The following is an 18,737-nucleotide window of genomic DNA, read 5'->3' as shown; positions in this document are numbered from 1 at the left end:
CGGGAGTTGGCAAGACCGTGTTTGCGGCTGGGCTCGCCGGCCTGCTCGACGGCTTTTACTGGAAACCGGTGCAATCGGGCCTCGACGGCGAGACCGACAGCGAAGTGGTCGCGCGGCTTGCCGGCTTGCCCTCAGAGCGCGTGCTGCCGGAAGCCTACCGCTTGCGGAGCCCGCTGTCGCCGCATCGTTCGGCCGAGATCGACGGCGTGGCGATCAAGGCTGACGATCTTAACTTTCCCGTCCTACCGACGCCGCTCGTCATCGAAGGCTCCGGCGGCCTGATGGTGCCGCTCAACCGGCGCACAAGGCTCATCGACATCTTCGCTGAATGGCGGCTGCCCGTTATTCTGTGCGCCCGCACCACGCTCGGCACCATCAACCACACCTTGCTCTCGATCGAGGCGCTCCGCGCCCGATCCATCCCGTTGGCCGGCATCGCTTTCATCGGCGATGAGATGGCCGATACGCAACGGACCATCGTGGAATTCAGCGGTGCACCGCAGCTCGGCAGGCTGCCGCACCTCGATCTGCTGACGGGCAAGACACTGAGGGACGCAATGATTGCCGGCTTCGCCTTCGCCTCGATTACTGGAGGTGACTGATGTCGCAGTCCCATGTCTGGCATCCCTTCACCCAGCACGCGCTCGAGCCTGCGATCCCAGAAATCGTCCGGACTGAAGGCGCCTATCTCCGCAGAGCCGACGGCGCCCGCATCCTGGACGCCATCTCCTCCTGGTGGGTCGTCACACATGGCCACCGCCATCCCCGCATCATGAAGGCAATCGAGACAACCGCGTCGAGCCTCGACCAGATTATCTTTGCGGGCTTCACGCACGAGCCGGCAGAGCGCTTGGCCAAGGCGCTTGTCGGCCTCGCTCCCGCTGGACTCGACTGGGTGTTCTATTCCGACAGTGGCTCGACCTCGGTCGAAGTAGCGCTGAAGATGGCGCTCGGTTATTTCCGCAACATCGGCGCCCCACGCTCTCGCATCGTCGTCATGGAGCACAGCTATCATGGCGACACGATCGGCACGATGAGCGTCGGTGCGCGTGGCGTGTTCAACGCCGCCTACGAACCGCTGCTGTTCGAGGTCGACATCATCCCCTTTCCGGCAGCGGGGCGCGAGCAGGAGACGCTGGATCGTTTAGAGGCTGTGAGCCGCGATCGACGAGCCGCAGCCCTGATCGTCGAGCCGCTGGTGCTGGGCGCCGGCGGCATGCTGATGTATCCGGCTTCAGTTCTGGCCGAATTGAAGAAGATCACTGAGGCCTCCGGCACGCTGCTGATCGCCGACGAAGTGATGACCGGCTGGGGGCGGACCGGAACCATGTTCGCCTGCGAGCAGGCATCGATCTCTCCAGATATCCTGTGCACCTCGAAAGGCCTGACCGGCGGCGCCATCCCGCTGGCCGTAACGCTTGCCACCGATGCCATCTTCCAGGCTCATTATTCCGAGGACCGGAAGAAGACGTTTTTCCATTCGAGCTCCTACACTGCCAACCCGATTGCCTGCGCGGCAGCACTTGCCAATGTCGAGATCTGGCGGGACGAGCCGGTGGCCGAGCGCATTGCGGCCTTGAGCGCAATGCAGGCCACCGGGCTTCGACGCTTTCGCGACAACAGCTTCTTCACCGACTGCCGAGCCACGGGAACAATCGCGGCGCTCGACCTGCGAACCGGTTCCGCAGGTTATCTCGCCGAGATCGGACCGAAACTGCGCGCTTTCTTCCTCGAGCGAGGGCTACTTGTGCGCCCGCTCGGCAATGTCCTCTACCTTCTGCCACCCTATTGCATCACCGGCGACGAGCTCGAGCGACTCTATGACGCCATTGAGGAGGCGGGCGAACGCTTCGGGTCCAGGCCATGAGCAAGTCGTCGCGCATACTCGGGTTTGGCCATCATGCGCCTGGGCGAAAGGTGGCGAATGCCGAAATCGAGAGCAATCTCGGTCTTGATCAAGGCTGGATCGAAAGGCGTACCGGAATCCGTTCGCGCTTCTGGGCAACGGATGACGACACGCTGTCTGGTCTTGCCACGCAGGCCGGCGACATGGCGCTGGCGAACGCCGGTATTGCGCGCCACGACATCGGTCTGCTGTTGCTTGCCACCTCGACACCCGACCATCTTCTGCCGCCGAGCGCGCCGCTGGTCGCACACAAGCTTGGCCTTGGCCGCGCAGGCGCGGTGGATCTGACAGGCGCCTGCGCCGGCTTCATCTATGCGCTGATGTTTGCGGACGGATTTACCCGCCTGCACGGCAAAGCGAGCCTTGTTATCGCCGCCAACATCCTCAGCCGCCGCATCAATCCAGCCGAGCGCGCAAGCTCGGTCCTGTTTGCCGATGCCGCCGGCGCCCTGGTGATCGGTCAGTGCGATGATGCTGATCGGGGCATTCTCGGTGCCTCGGTGGCTTCGGACGGCTCGCGATACGGGCTGATCCAGATTCCCGCGGGAGGAAGCAACAAGCCGTTCCACGGTGACCTCGATCTCGCGCAAACCCGAATGAGGATGACGGACGGCCGCGAAGTGTTCGCAAAGGCCGTCGAGATGATGACCGATTGCTCGATAAGCGCGCTAGCCGCTGCCGGAGTGCGGCCACACGATCTCGGCCGGTTCGTGCCGCATCAGGCCAATACTCGGATTTTCGACGCGGTCGGGAGGAACCTCGGCATCGCGGACCAAGCAATTGTCAAGACGATTGCCGAATACGGCAACTCTTCGGCCGCGACGATCCCGCTGTCGCTCTCGCTCGCCAACCAGACGGAGCCATTCCAGCCTGGAGAGAAAATCCTTCTGTCGGCGGCGGGTGCGGGTCTCAGCGGCGGCGCTCTCGTGGTTGGAATCTAGCCGGCCGGCTCACGCGCGCAGGACTGGTCATGAATGGCAATAGGGCAACAGAACCAATGCCAAAATGGCCTTCTGAAGCTCGACATGACCGAGCTGACGCAGCACGACCCCGTGCGAACCTCTGGATGAGATCAAATGCATCACCCGTTGCATCATTCGTGCCATCTGAATAAAGCTCAAATACAAAGGGTGAGCCGCCCCATATATGTCTGATACCCGACATTGTTCACATAAAAGGCTCGATGCTTACACGCTCTTTGCTCTCTTCTCTTTGCTGTCTGCTCTTTTCTCTTTGCTCTTTGCTCTTCCGTCTTGACTAGCAGGAGCATGCGGCTTATCTCATTGCCGCGTTAGCACTCGCTTCGGCTGAGTGCTAAGCACGCTCCGGCAACGGAGAACCGTTCAACATCCGCACCAAGGACATCCAAAAATGGCAAAGTCGAATTTCCGGCCGCTGCATGACCGCGTGGTCGTTCGCCGGGTCGAATCCGAATCCAAGACCGCCGGCGGGATCATCATCCCGGATACGGCGAAGGAAAAGCCGCAGGAAGGCGAGATCATCGCTGTCGGCTCCGGCGCTCGTGACGAAGCTGGCAAGCTGGTCCCGCTGGACGTCAAGGCCGGCGACCGCATCCTGTTCGGCAAGTGGTCGGGCACGGAAGTCAAGCTCAATGGCGAAGACCTTCTGATCATGAAGGAATCCGACATTATGGGCATCATCGGCTGACACGCTGCCGCCTTTCCTTCGCACTATCAAATCTGAATTTCGGGCGAGATGCCCAGGAGTAAAAAAATGGCTGCCAAAGACGTAAAATTCTCCCGTGATGCCCGTGAGCGCATGCTGCACGGCATCAACATCCTCGCCGACGCGGTGAAGGTGACCCTCGGTCCCAAGGGCCGCAACGTCGTCATCGACAAGTCGTTCGGCGCACCGCGCATCACCAAGGACGGCGTCACCGTCGCCAAGGAAATCGAACTTTCCGACAAGTTCGAAAACATGGGCGCGCAGATGATCCGCGAAGTTGCTTCGAAGACCAACGACATCGCCGGCGACGGCACCACAACCGCGACCGTTCTGGCGCAGTCGATCGTCCAGGAAGGCAACAAGGCCGTTGCCGCCGGCATGAACCCGATGGACCTGAAGCGCGGCATCGATCTGGCCGTGACCGAAGTCGTCGCGGCGCTCGGCAAGGCTGCCAAGAAGATCAAGACCTCCGAGGAAGTCGCCCAGGTCGGCACGATCGCCGGCAATGGCGACGAGTCGGTCGGGAAGATGATCGCCGAAGCGATGCAGAAGGTCGGCAACGAAGGCGTCATCACGGTTGAGGAAGCCAAGACCGCCGAGACTGAACTCGAGGTCGTCGAAGGCATGCAGTTCGACCGCGGCTATCTCAGCCCCTACTTCGTCACCAACGCCGACAAGATGGTTGCCGAGCTCGAGGACGTCTACATCCTCCTGCACGAGAAGAAGCTCTCCAACCTCCAGGCCATGCTGCCGGTTCTCGAAGCCGTCGTGCAGACCTCGAAGCCGCTGCTCATCATCTCGGAAGACGTCGAAGGCGAGGCCCTGGCCACGCTGGTCGTCAACAAGCTGCGTGGCGGCCTGAAGATCGCCGCCGTCAAGGCGCCGGGCTTCGGTGATCGCCGCAAGGCCATGCTGGAAGACATCGCCATCCTCACCGGTGGCCAGGTCATCTCGGAAGACCTCGGCATCAAGCTCGAGAACGTCGGCCTCAACATGCTCGGCCGCGCCAAGAAGGTGTCGATCTCCAAGGAGAACACCACCATCGTCGACGGCGCCGGCAAGAAGGCCGAGATCCAGGGCCGCGTTGCCCAGATCAAGCAGCAGATCGAAGAGACCACTTCGGACTACGACAAGGAGAAGCTGCAGGAACGTCTCGCGAAGCTCGCGGGCGGCGTTGCGGTGATCCGCGTCGGCGGTGCGACGGAAGTCGAAGTCAAGGAAAAGAAGGACCGCGTCGATGACGCCCTCAACGCGACCCGCGCGGCCGTGGAAGAAGGCATCGTTGCTGGTGGTGGCGTAGCCCTGCTGCGCGCTTCGGCCGACATCAAGGTCACCGGCGTCAATGCCGACCAGGCCGCCGGCATCAACATCGTGCGTCGTGCGCTGCAGGCTCCGGCCCGCCAGATCGCGGCCAACGCCGGTGCGGAAGCATCGATCGTTGCCGGCAAGATCCTTGAGAACAAGGGCTTGACCTTCGGCTACAACGCCCAGACCGGCGAGTATGGCGACATGATCGCCATGGGTATCGTCGATCCGGTCAAGGTCGTGCGCACTGCCCTCCAGGACGCGGCCTCGGTCGCCGGCCTGCTCGTCACCACCGAAGCCATGATCGCGGAGGCTCCGAAGAAGGAGTCGGCTGGCGGCGGCATGCCTGGCGGCATGGGCGGCGGCGGTATGGGCGGCATGGGCGGCATGGGCGGCATGGATTTCTAATCCAGCCCCTATCAACCTACAGCGGAAAGGGCGGCAGCAATGCCGCCCTTTCCTTGTGTGCCGAACATGATCGACAACTTGGAGTGCGTCCCGAGGATCTCGTCAGAATTAGGATCTTGTCCGATCGAGCAATTCGCGGGCTCAACCTGGTCAAACCGGCGCCCCCTACGAACTGCCCGATCCTTGAGGATTCCGCTGCGCGACAATCACGATGATTCATTCAGTTGGTAGCTATAGGCGGTGAATCATGAGGGGCATTGAGGAGCGTGGCAAGGCGCCCATCTCGGCATTTAGGATATCGAAACAGCGATCGACAGACTTGTAGGCATACCTCGCCTGTCGCTTGCCCATCATGTGGATCATCTCGATGCCGGAGAGGATAACCACGGCGCTCGCCTGCGACTTGAAGCCGATGGATCGAATGCGGCGCTTGATACGCCGGTGATCCTGTTCGATCCGATTGTTGAGATACCGGCTATTGCGGATGCGGATCGGCTTCAGCGGTCGCCGCGATCGCTGCCGCAGCCGGCTTTCAGCGTCGCAGGAAAGGATCGCTTCGTAATTGGTCTGGCTGCCGTCGATGACGATGCGCTCCGGCCGGCCATGGCGCGTCAGCGCCTTGTGGAGGAAGCGTTGGGCCGCCACCAGGTCACGGTTTTCGCTGAAGAACAACTCGACCGTGTCGCCGAGGCTGTCGATGGCGGGGTAGAGATACATCCATGGCCGCGGACCTTGATGTACGTCTCGTCCATATGCCACTTGCTGCCGACCACACGCTTGCGCCGGTAGAAGCGCTCCAGCAGCTACGGCGAGAAGTGGGCGACCCAGCGATGCACGGTGGAATGGGCGACCTTCAAGCCGCATTCGGCCATCATCTCTTCCAGATCGCGCAGGCTCAGAGTGTAGGCCAGGTACCAGCGCACGCACAGCAGGATCACCGACTGGTCGATATGGTGGCCGTTGAACATCACGTGCTCCTCCACAGCTGAGGAGTGTTTCTTGCCATGCTCCGCTTACCAAAAGGTTTGCGACAGAGCCGTTCGAACCGCATGCCGACACCATCGTCAAGGGCGGCCGCGATGTCGATTATGGCCACAAGCTCAACCTGACGACGGGCAGGCAGTCTGTTCTTTCAATTTAGACCAACTATGCGGATGCCGCCTCAGTCAATTCAAGAAGGTAACCAATGCCGCGCACGGTCGTGATCCGTGGCGTTGCACCTGACCTACTCAGGTGTCCACGTAAGCGATAGATTCCGACTTCAAGCGCGTTGGCAGATACCTCGTCGTTGAACGAATAGAGGTGATCTTCCAACTGCGCACGAGGCACGATGCGGCCTGCACGGATAAGCAGATGCTCTAAAATACATAGTTCGCGGCGTGCGATCTTCAGAGGATGACCCGAGACGGAAACCTGTCGGCCGATCGGATCGAAATTGAGATTGCCAAATACAACGATGGGGTCGGTCACCTGTGTCGACCGGCGCAGAATGGCTCTCATTCTGGCGATGAGCTCATCGAAAGAGACGGGCTTGAGCAGAAAGTCGTCCGCGCCACCGTTGAAAATTGCAATTCGCTTCTCGAGATCGTTGATGCTACTCATAATGAGGGTTGGAACTGAATGCCCGTCCCTCCTTAGCTGTCTCAGCCAGCCCAAGCCATCGCCATCTGGCAGAGCCAACTCCAGCAGGAGAATTTCATAGGTTGCGCAACAAAATGCCCTCGACGCCTGTTCCAGGTTGCCAACTACATCAACGGCAAAACCGCTATCCCCGAGCGCAGCTCGCACGGCGCGCGTAAGATCCACATGATGATCAATGAGCAGCGTTCGCATTTCACGTCCTATCAAGGTAGGACAGGTCACCGTCCGCTGTAAGACCGGGGCGACAGCAGAAGTCGCGCAACTCGTCGTAGTGTTCGTAACGCTCTTTCCGATGGGTGATCGCGGGAGCATGCAAGCCGCACGCCTGCAATAGTCGGGGATGGAACACGTGAAGACCTGTTGACCGGCTGAAACCGTCGGTCGGCCAGCCCACAATGCCACCGACTCTGCGTGCGATTTCTCTGCGCATCGATCCTCCTATATGGGTTGCGTCGCAAACTCCAGCTGAGGTCGCAAGGGCAGGTTGCGGCTTTGTTCATTGAGAGGACCACCTGGAGGCAATACCAGGAGGATTACCTATATGGCACTTCCCGATTTACCAACCGGTCATTCCGAACCACGTTCGGCGGCTTTGAACACGCTCATTGAGCGCGGCTAGGTAAATCAAGGGTACGACCTGCCGGGTGTCGATGCCGCTTTTGAAGCAGGCATCGGCACCAGCTCGCTGAGCGTCGCCCGCGCAATTCAGCGGACGCGCTCGATACACCCAGTCGAATCGTGCCGCAGCTTGCCGCGCCGACAGGGCGCCCGAAGACTTCAGACTTGTGACCGAAGGTCTACGCCCAGTCCTCCTCCCATTATCCACCTCCGTCAAATCAAAGTGGACGTTCAATCTGAACAAATTACGCCATCATATCACAAACCACTTACCGATCCCCGACATGCTCTAGCCTTAGTGCTTGTTAAGAAGGTCGGCTACTGTCTCTCCGCGTCGCCGGGCATCGGCGGCGAGCCACACCTCCCCCACCTCATACACGTCGCCGTGGGTACGGAACGGCACAATGACGTCAATGGCAGCCGACAGCAGGTCAAGAAGCGTGTGGTCTTCCACAGCAGCTCCTTGCGGGCTGCTCTTGACGAGTGAAAAGAGCTTTTTAAAGCCTTGGACCGGATCCGCCCCATGAATCGTTGATATTGATCCCGCATGGCCGGAGACGACTTCGCTAAGGTAGGCCCAAGCAGCATCATCGCGCATCTCGCCAAGCAATATTCGATCAGGGCGCATGCGCAAGCTGGCTTGCAACAGTTGCTCGGCTGTCACCGCACCTACGCCTGCTCGGTCCTTCGGATAGAGTAACCGGACATGGTTCTCGTGCGGGATTGCAAGTTCGAGCGTGTCCTCGATACTTATCAGCCTCTCTTGCGGGGGTATAGCGTTGATCAAAGTCTTGCTCATTGTCGTTTTGCCGCTTCCAGTAGGTCCGCAAAGCAGCATCGTGAGCCGCCCGCAAACGCACGCTCGCAAAAATTGCTCCAAGTCACCATTGTCGTAGTGCTGAAGAATCGTTTCGTCCTGCCGCTCTTGGCGCTCCTTTCGTGACCGCCATTGATTCCAACGCGAGTATTCGTAGCGAGAAGAAACTTCCTTGAGTTCGGTCACACGACTTGAGGGACGCCGTATCGTCAGGCTTATTGTTCCTGAGGGAACAGCGGGCGGCAAACAGATCTGCAGCCGCTCTCCGTTCGGCAGCTCAGTCGCACAGAGGGGGCTTTGCGGTCCGACATCTTGCTTGCGCAGCGCTCCAGCGAGGATCGCGATGTCCTCCAGATCGTCATAAGATAGCGGTAGCGGATGTTTCGTGAAAACGCCGGCCTGTCGGACAAAGGCTTCCCCAGGCCGGTTGATAGCGACCTCTTCGGTCCTTGGCTCCTCAAGCCATTTCAGAACAGGGTTGAGAAGCAAACGCAATTGAGGGTCAGCCTCCGGTCGCATTGTTGTCTCTCCGGCGTTCACGATGTTGGGGGGCTGGCGCCACGGCGGTCGCTCTAAGATCGTATACATCTGAGAAATCGAGATCCCGAGCCACAAAGATGGATACAGCATCTCCCTGGTTTTTCTTCAGAGTTGGCGGAACGTTGATCGTTGCTCTAAGGGTCGTGTCAACGGCTTGTCCGGCGTTGCTCTGGAAGCTGTTGATGCCGCTTCCTCCACCTGAGCTGCCAGCGTATTGACCGGCGGCCTGAAACGCGCCTTGAATGACGCTCATGAGCATTGCTCCGCCAAAGCGCTGCCAGAAGTGATTATCCACCGTGCCAGGCATTCCGGAGCGGCCGAGCTCGTCAGCGCCCGGCGATGCTAGCGAAACGAGGGCATGGTCAGGCGTTTCGATGCGCGTCCACAGCACGAAGACACGCGCATCCCCCTGTTGGAGACCACGCTGGATCTCGCCAATCACGGTCGTCCCGCGATCCAAAAGCACCACGTTGTTGGTGGCGCCGCGGACGTCTTTAGGTAAGACGCACTTCACATAACCCGGTAAGTTTGTGTCGACTGCCGTTTGCAAAATGCAGGGAATTATCGTTCCTTGAGTAATCACGAGATCAGGGTGCGGCAAAAGTGTGGCCCGGCTCGGCTCCTGTATATCTGGCTTCAATCGCCCCGACAGATCGCCAGCGTCTGAAATCTCATCCGAGTTTGCGGGAGCATCCCTATGGTTGTCTTCGCTCCGCTGACCGTCGTTGGGCATTTGACCGCTGCCACTGTAGGCGAAAATTGGTGATTCCTCCGGCGGCGGATCAGCTGGCGCCGGAGGCGGCGTAGATGGCGCAGGATCTCCTGCCTGCGCCACCTGTACGGGTGCTGGAGGTTCGGGAGCAATCTCAATCGGCACGGGGCGGAATGGCTCGGCGTCGGCGACAATTGGAGGTTTTGGCTGAGTTGGCTCGTCTTGTGTGCTGGGACGACCTCCGAGCCAGATGAGCGATAGAGATGAGATGAGAACAAGAGCAGCGACGGCCAACTTCTGCAATCCCGAAACATGCCGGCGGGCCGGCTCCGAGACCATCGATCCGGAGGCATGGACATCATGTCCCGACTGTGGGCCGGTTTCATTCATCGGCCGAGCCTTTCAAAACGCGCCACACGTCGGGTGTCACTGTACCGGTCCCTGGCGCTCGTCCCACAGGGTCATAAGCCCTGTTGAAAATGGACAAGACCGTATTGCCATCTCTCAGACGCCATTCCCGGGCGACTGCGGATACTTCAACATAGTCCCCTTTGACCGTGTAATTGGCAGCGGCTTCCTTGCCGTCGGGATTGATAATGTAGAGAGAGGGTATGCGGGAATTGCTTGCGAAGCCAAATACGGTGGTAAAGCCATTGTCGAAAACTTGCAGCGGCGACAGCGATCGATCGCCCTTTGCGACGTAGTGAAAATTGCTTTCGTCCGGACTGGTAGTTGCGGCGGGCCGATTCAACAAATCCTGAACTCTCTCGTCGTGCAGCACTTTCGCCCGGCCCTGACCAAGAATCGAGCGCCTTTCTGCGTCCTTTCTCCGAGCAGCAGCCTCATCAGCAGGATAGGTGAACTGCACGCTGTAGTATAGGTCAGGTTGCTGCTCATCGAGTTTTGGCATCGCTCTCGTTGAAATACTGAAGACGTATCTCCGTGTACCGGACTGACTCTCCGCCAGCACGATGACCGGCTGCGGCGGGAGCATCCGGCTAGCCTTAAAAAAGAGATAGTTGGCGCGCGGGAGCGCAGCCAGGTCTTTGCTATTGGAAACGGCCACGGCTGCGACTGTCTCGTTGGCCGCGAATGTGACAACCAGCGTTGCCCCCACTGCGGTAGACAGGCGCACCACTTCGTCGGGACGGTAAGCCAGGTAGCGCATGCGCGCATCATGCTTGCCGGCAAGTGGTGTGTCTTCCGCGGACGCTTCCATCGTTAAGAAGAGTGAACAGACCAGCGCGAGAAACGCTCTTTTTGTCATGGCTGCACATAGCCCAGGTTCGATACGCTATCTTCCGAGCCTTGATAAGAAGTGATGAGTAGACCTCCCGGATTGGTGAGCCTCGATTGCCCAGGCAGACCCGTTAAGCGCTCGTAGCGGATGGTAGCTGTCCAGGTGGTCACTATCGGCATCTGCCCATCGACAACAAGCGTACGTTTGTAACGGATCTGTTGAACGTCCGGACTGATGTCGTTTGAAGAAATATGCCCGACCTCGAGCTTGCCGCGCTTGCCGACCGTGACTTGCGGCGAGGTGGGATTCGGATAGTTGAAGAAATCTTGATATTGCTGTCGCACAGCCGGCGCGCTGAAACTGGATACGAGGTCATAGGCGTATTGGGCTGTATCTGCTGTGTACCCCTCGCGCAGGCGTACATATTCCCACAGCGAAGCATTTATGACGGCTCGGTCTTGGGTTGCCGGCAGTCGAGAGACTGACACTTCGCTGTCGACGGTCCCATCCGGCCGGACCCAGAGGAACACAGGTACGAGCTTGGCCAACGGGACCATGGCAGCGATGGTAAATGCCTGGGCAACATTTCCTAGGACCGCCGCTGCGGCAAAGGCGATCAGGGCCTTTGACAGGCGCCGCGCAGACTTCGCTCGTGACGTTTGAAACGCTTCCACCTTCTTATAGTGGGCGGCTAGCGTTTCTCTCTCCACCAGAAGGGCATGTTCAGGAAATTTCACTTTGGCTCTTCCGCGCATTCGACCTGAAGATCCTCAGGGGTGGTTTCCCATTGTCCCACGTTCAGTTGGAATGGGGCACCCGCGCACGTCGCAAGCCCATGGCTCGTCTTGCAGGCGGCCAAAGCGAGGATTGACAGAAGTAGGCAATATTTCATGTTTTTGGCACCGAGCTTGTCGATTGATTAACCACCCGCCGTTTTGGCAAAGTGGCGATTGAGGCTGTTAAGAGGTCGGTTCGCACCTCCCCAAGAGCCGCCGGCGATGCTGCTGGCGATCGTCGGAAGCGCGACGATCAGAGCGTCACCAGCTAGGAAAAGCATGTCGAGCTCGTAAAGCCCGATGATCTTGGCTGCTGTCGTGCCCGAGAATTTGATCATCAAAAGCATGGCTGCCAGCGAGACTGCTTCGGCAGCGATTACTATCGTTGCAACGATGTTGAGGAGGAGAAGCAGCAGCCCGTACGAGAGCAGTTGGCCGATCCATCTGGTGGCTATGTCTCGAGTGTGATCAAAAAGGTAGCCTACAAGGACCAGGGGGCCGATCGTCAAGAGCACCTTCGTCAGAATTCCAACGGCATCGTAGATCTCGAACGCTGTCCACAGCGCGCCGTAGAAAATCCATTGCGCTCCCTCGAAAGCAAGTATGTCCTGGCCGTTCATAGGCCCAATTTCGGAAGCAATCAGCTGAAAGACATACTGGCTTGAAGCAAACATGAGATCGAGCTTCTGGGGGATTCCGATGAAGGGCAAGTCGCTGCCACTGATGTCGTGAGCCAACCTCGGAATCGTTTCGTCGAAGAGCGCTTCAATGTACTGCTGATAGTTGGCCTGCCCTAAGATAAGGGCGACGACAATCGACACCATGATTACGCGCGAGATACCCCCGCGCGCATCGACTTGACCACGCATGACCAGACAGCCTTGGATTATTATCCAGAGCGTGACACACGCAACCAGAGGCGCACTGACCGCCGCTTGGACGTTTTCAAGCACTTTGTGCAGCCCGGACGTGAAGGCCCCATGAAAGATCGTGTGTATAGTCGTGAATGGCGCGGGAATTTTGAAATTCATGGCGTGAGCCTGATGTGTCCCTGATCAGCGCAGCTGAGCCTGATGAAACTCTGTGTGGTTTACGGGAGGATGCTAAACATATTAGCGGTGTCCTGATGTTCGCGACGCTGCGTGGCGGCCTCCTCCACGGCGTGAAGGCTCCCTTGTGCAGTGGCCATTGTCAGCAGACTCGTGGCCTGGACATTTTGGATCATCGCATCGTGAATCTGCTTGAGGACCAGACCGTTGGTCACGGTGGCCTGCATAATATTTCCCGAGCGGGAAAGCTGACCAAGCGTGCCGGCGTTATCCTTAAGGCGCTTGTCCATCATGCCCAAAGTGTCGGCTGCAATAGCTGCGGCATTGGCGGCCCCGGCGATTTGTCCCTGTAACAGTTTCGCTTCTGAATCGGTGCCGTTGACTATCCGATTTGGGTCCTTCGCAATGTTACGGGCCATAATCGAAGCTGGCGCCCGAGCATCAAACATCTGCTCCTCCAGCTTATTGCTCGACGGGTAGTGATTTCCTTGGTTCAGTGAGCTTAGCAGTCCCGTGACAGCGAATGACGACGTTAGAATTGTCACCATTTCGATCGTGGTAGCGAGCGTCTCGATTGACCTCTCAAGGATCGCCGCATTGGAAAGCGCTGTTAAGGTCGCTTGTGTTTCTGTTACAGGGTCGCTGACGATAAATTGCGAACGGGCCTGTCCGTGAAGCAGAAGGGAAGCAGCAAGGGTCGTTACTGCAAGTTTGGCAAATTTCATGAATATTCCTCCGTCAGTCTTGAACTTCATGGTACCGGGCCATGAACTTGTCGAGCCACCCACTTGGGGCGTCTCCGTGCTGGTTACGAAGCTGGTCGGCAAAGCGCACTGTGTTGGCCCGCCCCGAGAGTACGGCTACGTACTCGCGCATCTGCCCAAGATCGAATTCGCAAACAATACTCCCGCTATCGCGCTTGAGCAAAAACTTGCGGCTGCCGATTGCCATTCCCTGGCGGATTGCCTCGAACTCCTGCGCAGTGCACTTCAAGCCATCGACATACGCAGAGCGGTCCGCCGTCGGTGATGGGTAGAAAATTTTCGTCATACATTGCGCAACGAGACTAGCTCCGAGAGGCGATTCCAGAACGTGTTCAGGCTGCTGCGTTGCGAGTATCAACATGCCGTTGTTTTTGCGGACCGTGAGCAAGAACTTGTCGATAACGGCCGAGAATTGGGGGTTGAGTAGATAGAATCGAAATTCGTCGCAGCTCATCACGAACCGACGACCATCGACGATAGCGCCCACTCGATGCAGAAGGTATGCGGCGGCCGGTGCACAGACCTCCTCATATTCCAGGAGCTGCGTCATGTCGAAGCCCGTAATGGAGGCATCCAGCCTTACTTCGTCCACGTCGCCGTCAAAGGCCCATCCAAGCGCCCCCCCTCTACACCACCGCTGCAGCCGTGCTCCTGCGCCCTCGGAGGGGCTGTGCAATAGGAACTCGCGCAGGCCCGCAAGTGAGCGCATAGGGGGTTCGAACGAAAGCTGACGAACAATGCCGCGTTCCAGCCGACGGCTTTCCTCCGGCGAGATCGGACCACGGCCGTCACTCTCGATCAGGGCCATCAACCACTCGCGCAGAAAGTCTCGCGAGGCGGAGGTGTTGTCCAGTCCACGCAGAGGGGCCAAGCCGCTCGGAGCGCCTCTGCGCAACGCAAGATATGTCCCTCCCGTGGCTCGCACCAGCAGTTCACCACCCCGATCCTTATCGAAGAAGACGATCGCACCATTGCGATCGACCAAGCTTTGCTCAAGCATCGCGAGGACAAAGGTCATCAGCGTCGTCTTGCCTTTGCCAACGGGCCCGAATATTGCCGTCATGCCGACGTCATTCTCATGGGGGATGTAGTCGAAAGAAGTTCCACCGTTTGTGCGAAAGCGCGCAACAGCATTGCCCCAGTGGCCGGAACTGGAACCGCTTGGGAAGTTCTCAAATGAGACGAGCCCGGCAAAATTGTGTGAGGTGATCGCCCCCGGGCGCGTGCGCCACCTGTTGTTCCCCGGAAGTTGGGACCAATATGCGGCCTCCATGCCGATGCCCTCTTGGACGATAACGGCGCCCGCGTCGGCCAGCCGTGCGCGGGCACTTGCTGCGCGATCTGCAAGGCTATTGAGGCTGTCGGCATAGACGCACAGGCTCAGATGATGCGAACCCATCACGAATTCGTTGCTTGCCAGTGCGTCCTCTGCCTCGGCAAGTTCATTGATCTGGGTGAGAGCCTTGTCGCCGGCACTCGTCATCTGGCTGGACTTAAGGCTTAGTTTGGCATGAGCTTGCGGGCGAGTGAGGAAGGAAAAGCTCTGGCTCAGGACAAGCGGGAAGTTGGCGGACAGCAAGGAATTTAGCATGCCCGGCCGCGTCGTCGCCGGATATTCACGGAACGAAAACAATGATCCGACGGAGCTATCCCCGGGCCTTCGAATCTCAAGCGCCCGCTTCCCGCAGATGACCTGGTCAGTGTAGATCGAGGCGCCAAGTGAGCCGGTAACCATCGGAACCGGAAGAAACCGGCAAGTCATCATGAGCCGAAGCGCCTCGCCGATTTCCGTGAAGAGCACGTTGCCTTTCTCACGAATGCCCAACCGGCGCAGACCGTAACCGCCGAGTGCGCCAGCAATGATGTGCCAGAGGTCTTCCAGGCTCCGCATTTGGGTGGCTAGATCGTGCTCATTCCGTCTGCGGGACTTGGCAATCCGCAAGCCGATCTTGCCGATTGCGGTGCGGGGGGACACGATCAAAGTGAGGAAGTGATCGTTGCGAAAGAGCTTGCCCGACAGCACACGACGCTCGTAGGCCTCGCTCAGACTGCCAGCGAATGCACTTTGAAACTGGCGCGGCGCCGGCGCCGGCACATCGTTGTGTCTCACAAGATGAGCGTATATCGAGACATTGTCATCGGCGATGTTGCGCAAGAGAGTGTTGAACGCGCGGCAGCGCGAGTTGCGCATCTCAGCGTCTTCCAAATCAAAGGGCACACCGTTCACATGTGCCATGGCCATGATCGATCCGTCTTCCAGAAGGACAACCTGATCGCTTACGTGACCAACATACGGAAGGTAGATCTCGCCAGACCTCTCGGTCCGGCCGCTGGCGCCGAACATTACACCATTCCTCTTCCGCGTTTCGGCACTCTGATCGGATTGGCGCTGACGCTTGCGCCTCCCCAGACCGGCCCGTCCACGCTTCTGCCGGCCGTCTGCAAATAGAGCAGCACGACGCTTGCCGCGTTATAGTCACGCTCAACAACCAGCCGTGCTCCGAACCAGAGTGGCGCGAGAACGATTTCGTAGAGCGGGTTCTGAAGGATAATGATAACAAGCCCAGCCAACATCATGAGCAATCCGGCCAGCGTCAGCGGCACCCCCAGAAACAGTGCGGGGCGCGTCGCCGCCACATAGAGGGTGCTCACTTCCAACCGGTCGCTCATCAGCCACCGCCTATGAGCGCCTTGCCCAGGAAGCTGGCCCCGAACATGATGACGATCCCTCCAACGACACCCGCAACCAGGCCAAGTGAAGCACGACCGAACATCCAAGAGATACCGATGGCTACGAGCCCGAGCACGGCCAGTGATTGTCCAAAGGGGCCAAGTATGAACGTGCAGATATTCTGGACCATCTTGGCAGGATCCGTCCCTCCGGTCACCTGAGCCGCGGCTGGCCCGCTGTAGAAGACCGTCCACGCCGCGCCTGCAGCAGCGGCCGGTACATATTCAGCCGCCATGCGCAGCATGGAAAAAGGCGAAGGAACACGCGTTTTAAGCGCACGAAGTATCTTGAGTGACGTCATCATTGCATCTCCATGTTTCAATCGAATACGAGTTTGTTCGGGTTCGAGGGTTCCCGTGCTTTCGCAGCCTGGCTGCCTGTCGGATCGGAGGGATCGGCCCCGGAGCGGTCTGGCTGATACGAGCCCCAGATGTCCCAAGAATCTTGGTTGGGCTGCTTCTTTCTATTGGCCTGTTGGCTCTGCTGGAGCAGAGGCGGCACGGCTTTCCGACCGGGTGCCTCAAGGTGCGGCACATCTCGAGCAGTCGGCTCCAGCGTTCTCTCAAGGAGACTTGAGATGTCCTTTGCGGCCGACTCGACTTTGCGTACATAACCGTTGGCGAAGCCATGCGTGACGTCGCCCGTGTTATAGGCCGAGATGGCACGGCGAAGCGCCAGTTGCTGTGCCACAGCAGTGGTGCCGCCGGCATACCGGCTTTCAAGCAGGTGGGCGGCAGCCGAAAGCGAGGCGCAGGGCTCGAAAGCCCTTTCCGGCGTGAGATTGAGCATGGCAAAGTTCTTGCTGTTTATCTGCATCAATCCAACATCGACAGAATGTTGTGCTTCGAGGCGTTCCTTGATGCCCCGCGTGGCTTCCAGGTGGTCTATCCAGCGAAGCTGCTCACCTGTGGTGTTGTCATGAGCCACCAGCGTTTCAAAGCCACTTTCAATCTTGGCAATCGCGGCGAGGGTGGACGGCGCAACCCAGGGGGCGCATTTACGCGACAGGCTGCGGAACTCACGCGGAGAAAGTGGCGCGGGCTCGGCTGGGAGTGACATGGATGTCATCAGGACGATGGCCAGCGGCCAAGCTGCAATAATCATTCCCTATCACCTACCTTTCCAAGCCGCCGGACGGGTTCTGGCCCTGTCCGGCACGCGCTTATCGGGGAGGTTTGTTACTGTGTGATGTTCAAGTTCAGCTTTTCGGTTTCAATTGAAGCAAAGACCGTGTTCGTATCAGCGTGGGTGAGCATCTTGCGCATGCGTGGGTGGCGCGGGCCCGATCAGCCAGCGACATCCGGAGCATCTTGGTACAATGACTCCTGTACAGGATTGCTCGTCCCGGCCGTCCGTTGCTCCTGGAGTGTGGGCCGCGACTTTGGCGTCATGGATGGTACTTCTGTCAGCGCCAAGCCAAGGACAAAATGGGGAGCTTGGCGGGCTTGTTCAGGCTCGGGATCACCGTGGGGAATCGACTAAGGCGATAAAGCGGCCCAACTTTGCCGGTATGCTGCCGGTCGTTAAAGAGCAGCCATGCGCGGCCCTGCACACTCAGATCATTGCTTGAGACGCGAGCTCGTCCGCGAAGCTGGCTCGAGGGCGCAAATCCGCGGCGGCGAGGGTCAACTGGGAAGACGTGGCGGCGCAGCCCATCCTGGTGCGAGCCTCGTTCAGCTGTTCGGCCGCCGCCGCCAAAGGGTGGATCATGCACAGTCCCATCGGCAGATAACCGCACGTCATTGACGGAGTCCGACGGCGCAATGGACAAGCATAGTGACACGCTCAAGATGGAGGAGTTGCAGTAACTGAGAAATGTTAGCCCGGACGTTCACCGCAACCGGCGACCTGCCGGTCGCCGAACAGCATTTGAGGCCGCCGGCCACCTTGGACGAAGCCGGCTTGGCAGGAGACACACTATTTTGCACAAGGCCGCTGCAGCGAATCACGGTCTTCTTCCGCCGACCGCCTCTCCGATCAAGCCAAACGCCGCGCTGCTCAACCATGTCCGAGCTGGATCCACGAGCCGGAGGATATCGAGATGATCCAGGTCCGCAAACTCCAGGATGACCAGGATGCAAGGGCATAGCAGGAAACTTGGCATCCATGAGGTCGAACTTGAGTGATATTGGCAGGCCTGCACCAACGGGGGAGCTCGAAGCGAAAAAGCGAAGGACCACACGGCAGGGTCATGTCGGCGCTTGGACCTGTCTGGTGGCCACGGGCTGCCTTGGTGCGGTCAATTCGCTGGGGATGAAAAGAACAGGACGAGCACGGCCTCACATTGGCCGCACGCAACGGCGAGTGGTATCAAGGAGCAGCTGTTCTGGGTCGGTGCCCCAGGGTTGCTCGGCAACAGGTTTAGACAAGGGGATTCAAGATTGAAGGTGTGCCGTTGAAACATGTTCTTGTCATTGACGATGATGCCGCAATGCGGCGCCTCATCGCCGAGTATCTCACGATGCATGCCCTGAAGGTAACCGCAGTCCACGATAGCAAGCAGTTTGACTATGTTCTTTCACGTGAGCCAGTCGATCTCGTGGT

The 18,737-nt window shown here is 59.0% G+C and carries 17 protein-coding genes and 2 pseudogenes; 6 read left to right on the top strand and 13 right to left on the bottom strand.

Annotated features, from left to right (window positions below):
• The 5 genes from bioD to groL form a co-directional block, all read left to right on the top strand.
• Positions 1–602 (top strand): dethiobiotin synthase (gene bioD, locus NKJ90_RS32105; RefSeq protein WP_352487664.1); only part of this gene is annotated, 602 nt, incomplete at its 5' end.
• Positions 602–1,867 (top strand): adenosylmethionine--8-amino-7-oxononanoate transaminase, encoded by a 1,266-nt coding sequence (locus NKJ90_RS32100; protein ID WP_352487663.1) that lies wholly within the window; start codon positions 602–604, stop codon positions 1,865–1,867. The genes bioD and NKJ90_RS32100, both read left to right, overlap by 1 nt.
• Positions 1,864–2,847, top strand: coding sequence for a 3-oxopimeloyl-[acyl-carrier-protein] synthase BioZ (bioZ, locus tag NKJ90_RS32095; RefSeq protein ID WP_352487662.1), 984 nt, complete (start codon positions 1,864–1,866; stop codon positions 2,845–2,847). Before NKJ90_RS32100 ends, bioZ begins: the two co-directional genes overlap by 4 nt.
• A 430-nt stretch (positions 2,848–3,277) precedes the next feature.
• Positions 3,278–3,574, top strand: a complete 297-nt coding sequence (groES, locus tag NKJ90_RS32090) for a co-chaperone GroES (RefSeq protein ID WP_019863563.1) — start codon at positions 3,278–3,280, stop codon at positions 3,572–3,574.
• 66 nt (positions 3,575–3,640) lie between these two features.
• Complete coding sequence (gene groL / locus NKJ90_RS32085; protein WP_352487661.1) at positions 3,641–5,305, top strand: chaperonin GroEL; 1,665 nt, start codon at positions 3,641–3,643, stop codon at positions 5,303–5,305.
• A 231-nt stretch (positions 5,306–5,536) separates the two neighbouring features.
• Here groL and NKJ90_RS32080 read toward each other — a convergent pair.
• From NKJ90_RS32080 to NKJ90_RS32020, 13 genes and pseudogenes are all read right to left on the bottom strand, one after another.
• A pseudogene (locus tag NKJ90_RS32080) lies at positions 5,537–6,273 on the bottom strand (IS6 family transposase).
• Positions 6,274–6,451: 178 nt separating this feature from the next.
• Positions 6,452–7,138: a response regulator gene (locus NKJ90_RS32075; RefSeq protein ID WP_352487660.1), complete on the bottom strand. Its 687-nt coding sequence runs from the start codon at positions 7,136–7,138 to the stop codon at positions 6,452–6,454.
• Positions 7,139–7,859: 721 nt separating this feature from the next.
• Positions 7,860–8,900 carry a P-type DNA transfer ATPase VirB11 gene (virB11, locus tag NKJ90_RS32070; RefSeq protein ID WP_023762844.1) on the bottom strand — a complete coding sequence of 347 codons (1,041 nt, stop codon included), beginning with the start codon at positions 8,898–8,900 and terminating at the stop codon, positions 7,860–7,862.
• The gene (virB10, locus tag NKJ90_RS32065; protein WP_352487659.1) at positions 8,884–10,023 is read right to left on the bottom strand and encodes a type IV secretion system protein VirB10; all 1,140 of its coding nucleotides are present in this window, start codon (positions 10,021–10,023) and stop codon (positions 8,884–8,886) included. Before virB10 ends, virB11 begins: the two co-directional genes overlap by 17 nt.
• Positions 10,016–10,900, bottom strand: a complete 885-nt coding sequence (locus NKJ90_RS32060) for a TrbG/VirB9 family P-type conjugative transfer protein (RefSeq protein ID WP_352487658.1) — start codon at positions 10,898–10,900, stop codon at positions 10,016–10,018. Before NKJ90_RS32060 ends, virB10 begins: the two co-directional genes overlap by 8 nt.
• Complete coding sequence (locus NKJ90_RS32055; protein WP_352487657.1) at positions 10,897–11,610, bottom strand: type IV secretion system protein VirB8; 714 nt, start codon at positions 11,608–11,610, stop codon at positions 10,897–10,899. Before NKJ90_RS32055 ends, NKJ90_RS32060 begins: the two co-directional genes overlap by 4 nt.
• Complete coding sequence (locus tag NKJ90_RS32050; RefSeq protein WP_081731114.1) at positions 11,607–11,765, bottom strand: type IV secretion system lipoprotein VirB7; 159 nt, start codon at positions 11,763–11,765, stop codon at positions 11,607–11,609. Before NKJ90_RS32050 ends, NKJ90_RS32055 begins: the two co-directional genes overlap by 4 nt.
• Before the next feature lie 27 nt (positions 11,766–11,792).
• A complete protein-coding gene (locus NKJ90_RS32045; protein ID WP_023737139.1) occupies positions 11,793–12,680 on the bottom strand; it encodes a type IV secretion system protein in 888 nt (295 codons plus the stop codon).
• Between the two features lie 59 nt (positions 12,681–12,739).
• Positions 12,740–13,423 carry a TrbJ/VirB5 family protein gene (locus NKJ90_RS32040; protein WP_023673704.1) on the bottom strand — a complete coding sequence of 228 codons (684 nt, stop codon included), beginning with the start codon at positions 13,421–13,423 and terminating at the stop codon, positions 12,740–12,742.
• Positions 13,424–13,436: 13 nt separating this feature from the next.
• Positions 13,437–15,806, bottom strand: a complete 2,370-nt coding sequence (gene virB4 / locus NKJ90_RS32035; RefSeq protein ID WP_352487656.1) for a type IV secretion/conjugal transfer ATPase VirB4 — start codon at positions 15,804–15,806, stop codon at positions 13,437–13,439.
• A complete protein-coding gene (locus NKJ90_RS32030; protein ID WP_023679584.1) occupies positions 15,806–16,132 on the bottom strand; it encodes a type IV secretion system protein VirB3 in 327 nt (108 codons plus the stop codon). The genes virB4 and NKJ90_RS32030 overlap by 1 nt, the downstream gene beginning before the upstream one ends.
• Entirely contained in the window at positions 16,132–16,494 is a 363-nt protein-coding gene (virB2, locus tag NKJ90_RS32025) for a pilin major subunit VirB2 (RefSeq protein WP_502900949.1), read from the bottom strand. The genes NKJ90_RS32030 and virB2 overlap by 1 nt, the downstream gene beginning before the upstream one ends.
• A 17-nt stretch (positions 16,495–16,511) precedes the next feature.
• Positions 16,512–17,297: a type IV secretion system lytic transglycosylase VirB1 gene (locus NKJ90_RS32020; RefSeq protein ID WP_352487654.1), complete on the bottom strand. Its 786-nt coding sequence runs from the start codon at positions 17,295–17,297 to the stop codon at positions 16,512–16,514.
• 1,291 nt (positions 17,298–18,588) lie between these two features.
• Between NKJ90_RS32020 and NKJ90_RS32015 the strand changes: the two are divergent.
• Positions 18,589–18,737: pseudogene (locus tag NKJ90_RS32015) on the top strand (DNA-binding response regulator); the annotation flags it as partial.

It is taken from the genome of Mesorhizobium sp. M0051 (assembly GCF_040323235.1).
Lineage (GTDB): Bacteria > Pseudomonadota > Alphaproteobacteria > Rhizobiales > Rhizobiaceae > Mesorhizobium.
The sequence above is the reverse complement of the archived record's forward strand: the minus strand, read 5'-3'. Positions and strand labels throughout refer to the sequence as shown.

Coding starts and splice junctions, on each gene's coding strand:
- NKJ90_RS32060 (WP_352487658.1), bottom strand. CDS start 10,900: ATGACAAAAAGAGCGTTTCTCGCGCTGGTCTGTTCACTCTTCTTAACG.
- NKJ90_RS32020 (WP_352487654.1), bottom strand. CDS start 17,297: ATGATTATTGCAGCTTGGCCGCTGGCCATCGTCCTGATGACATCCATG.
- NKJ90_RS32100 (WP_352487663.1), top strand. CDS start 602: ATGTCGCAGTCCCATGTCTGGCATCCCTTCACCCAGCACGCGCTCGAG.
- virB10 (WP_352487659.1), bottom strand. CDS start 10,023: ATGAATGAAACCGGCCCACAGTCGGGACATGATGTCCATGCCTCCGGA.
- virB4 (WP_352487656.1), bottom strand. CDS start 15,806: ATGTTCGGCGCCAGCGGCCGGACCGAGAGGTCTGGCGAGATCTACCTT.
- virB2 (WP_502900949.1), bottom strand. CDS start 16,494: ATGACGTCACTCAAGATACTTCGTGCGCTTAAAACGCGTGTTCCTTCG.
- bioZ (WP_352487662.1), top strand. CDS start 1,864: ATGAGCAAGTCGTCGCGCATACTCGGGTTTGGCCATCATGCGCCTGGG.
- NKJ90_RS32040 (WP_023673704.1), bottom strand. CDS start 13,423: ATGAAATTTGCCAAACTTGCAGTAACGACCCTTGCTGCTTCCCTTCTG.
- groL (WP_352487661.1), top strand. CDS start 3,641: ATGGCTGCCAAAGACGTAAAATTCTCCCGTGATGCCCGTGAGCGCATG.
- NKJ90_RS32030 (WP_023679584.1), bottom strand. CDS start 16,132: ATGAGCGACCGGTTGGAAGTGAGCACCCTCTATGTGGCGGCGACGCGC.
- groES (WP_019863563.1), top strand. CDS start 3,278: ATGGCAAAGTCGAATTTCCGGCCGCTGCATGACCGCGTGGTCGTTCGC.
- NKJ90_RS32045 (WP_023737139.1), bottom strand. CDS start 12,680: ATGAATTTCAAAATTCCCGCGCCATTCACGACTATACACACGATCTTT.
- NKJ90_RS32075 (WP_352487660.1), bottom strand. CDS start 7,138: ATGCGAACGCTGCTCATTGATCATCATGTGGATCTTACGCGCGCCGTG.
- virB11 (WP_023762844.1), bottom strand. CDS start 8,900: ATGCGACCGGAGGCTGACCCTCAATTGCGTTTGCTTCTCAACCCTGTT.
- NKJ90_RS32050 (WP_081731114.1), bottom strand. CDS start 11,765: ATGAAATATTGCCTACTTCTGTCAATCCTCGCTTTGGCCGCCTGCAAG.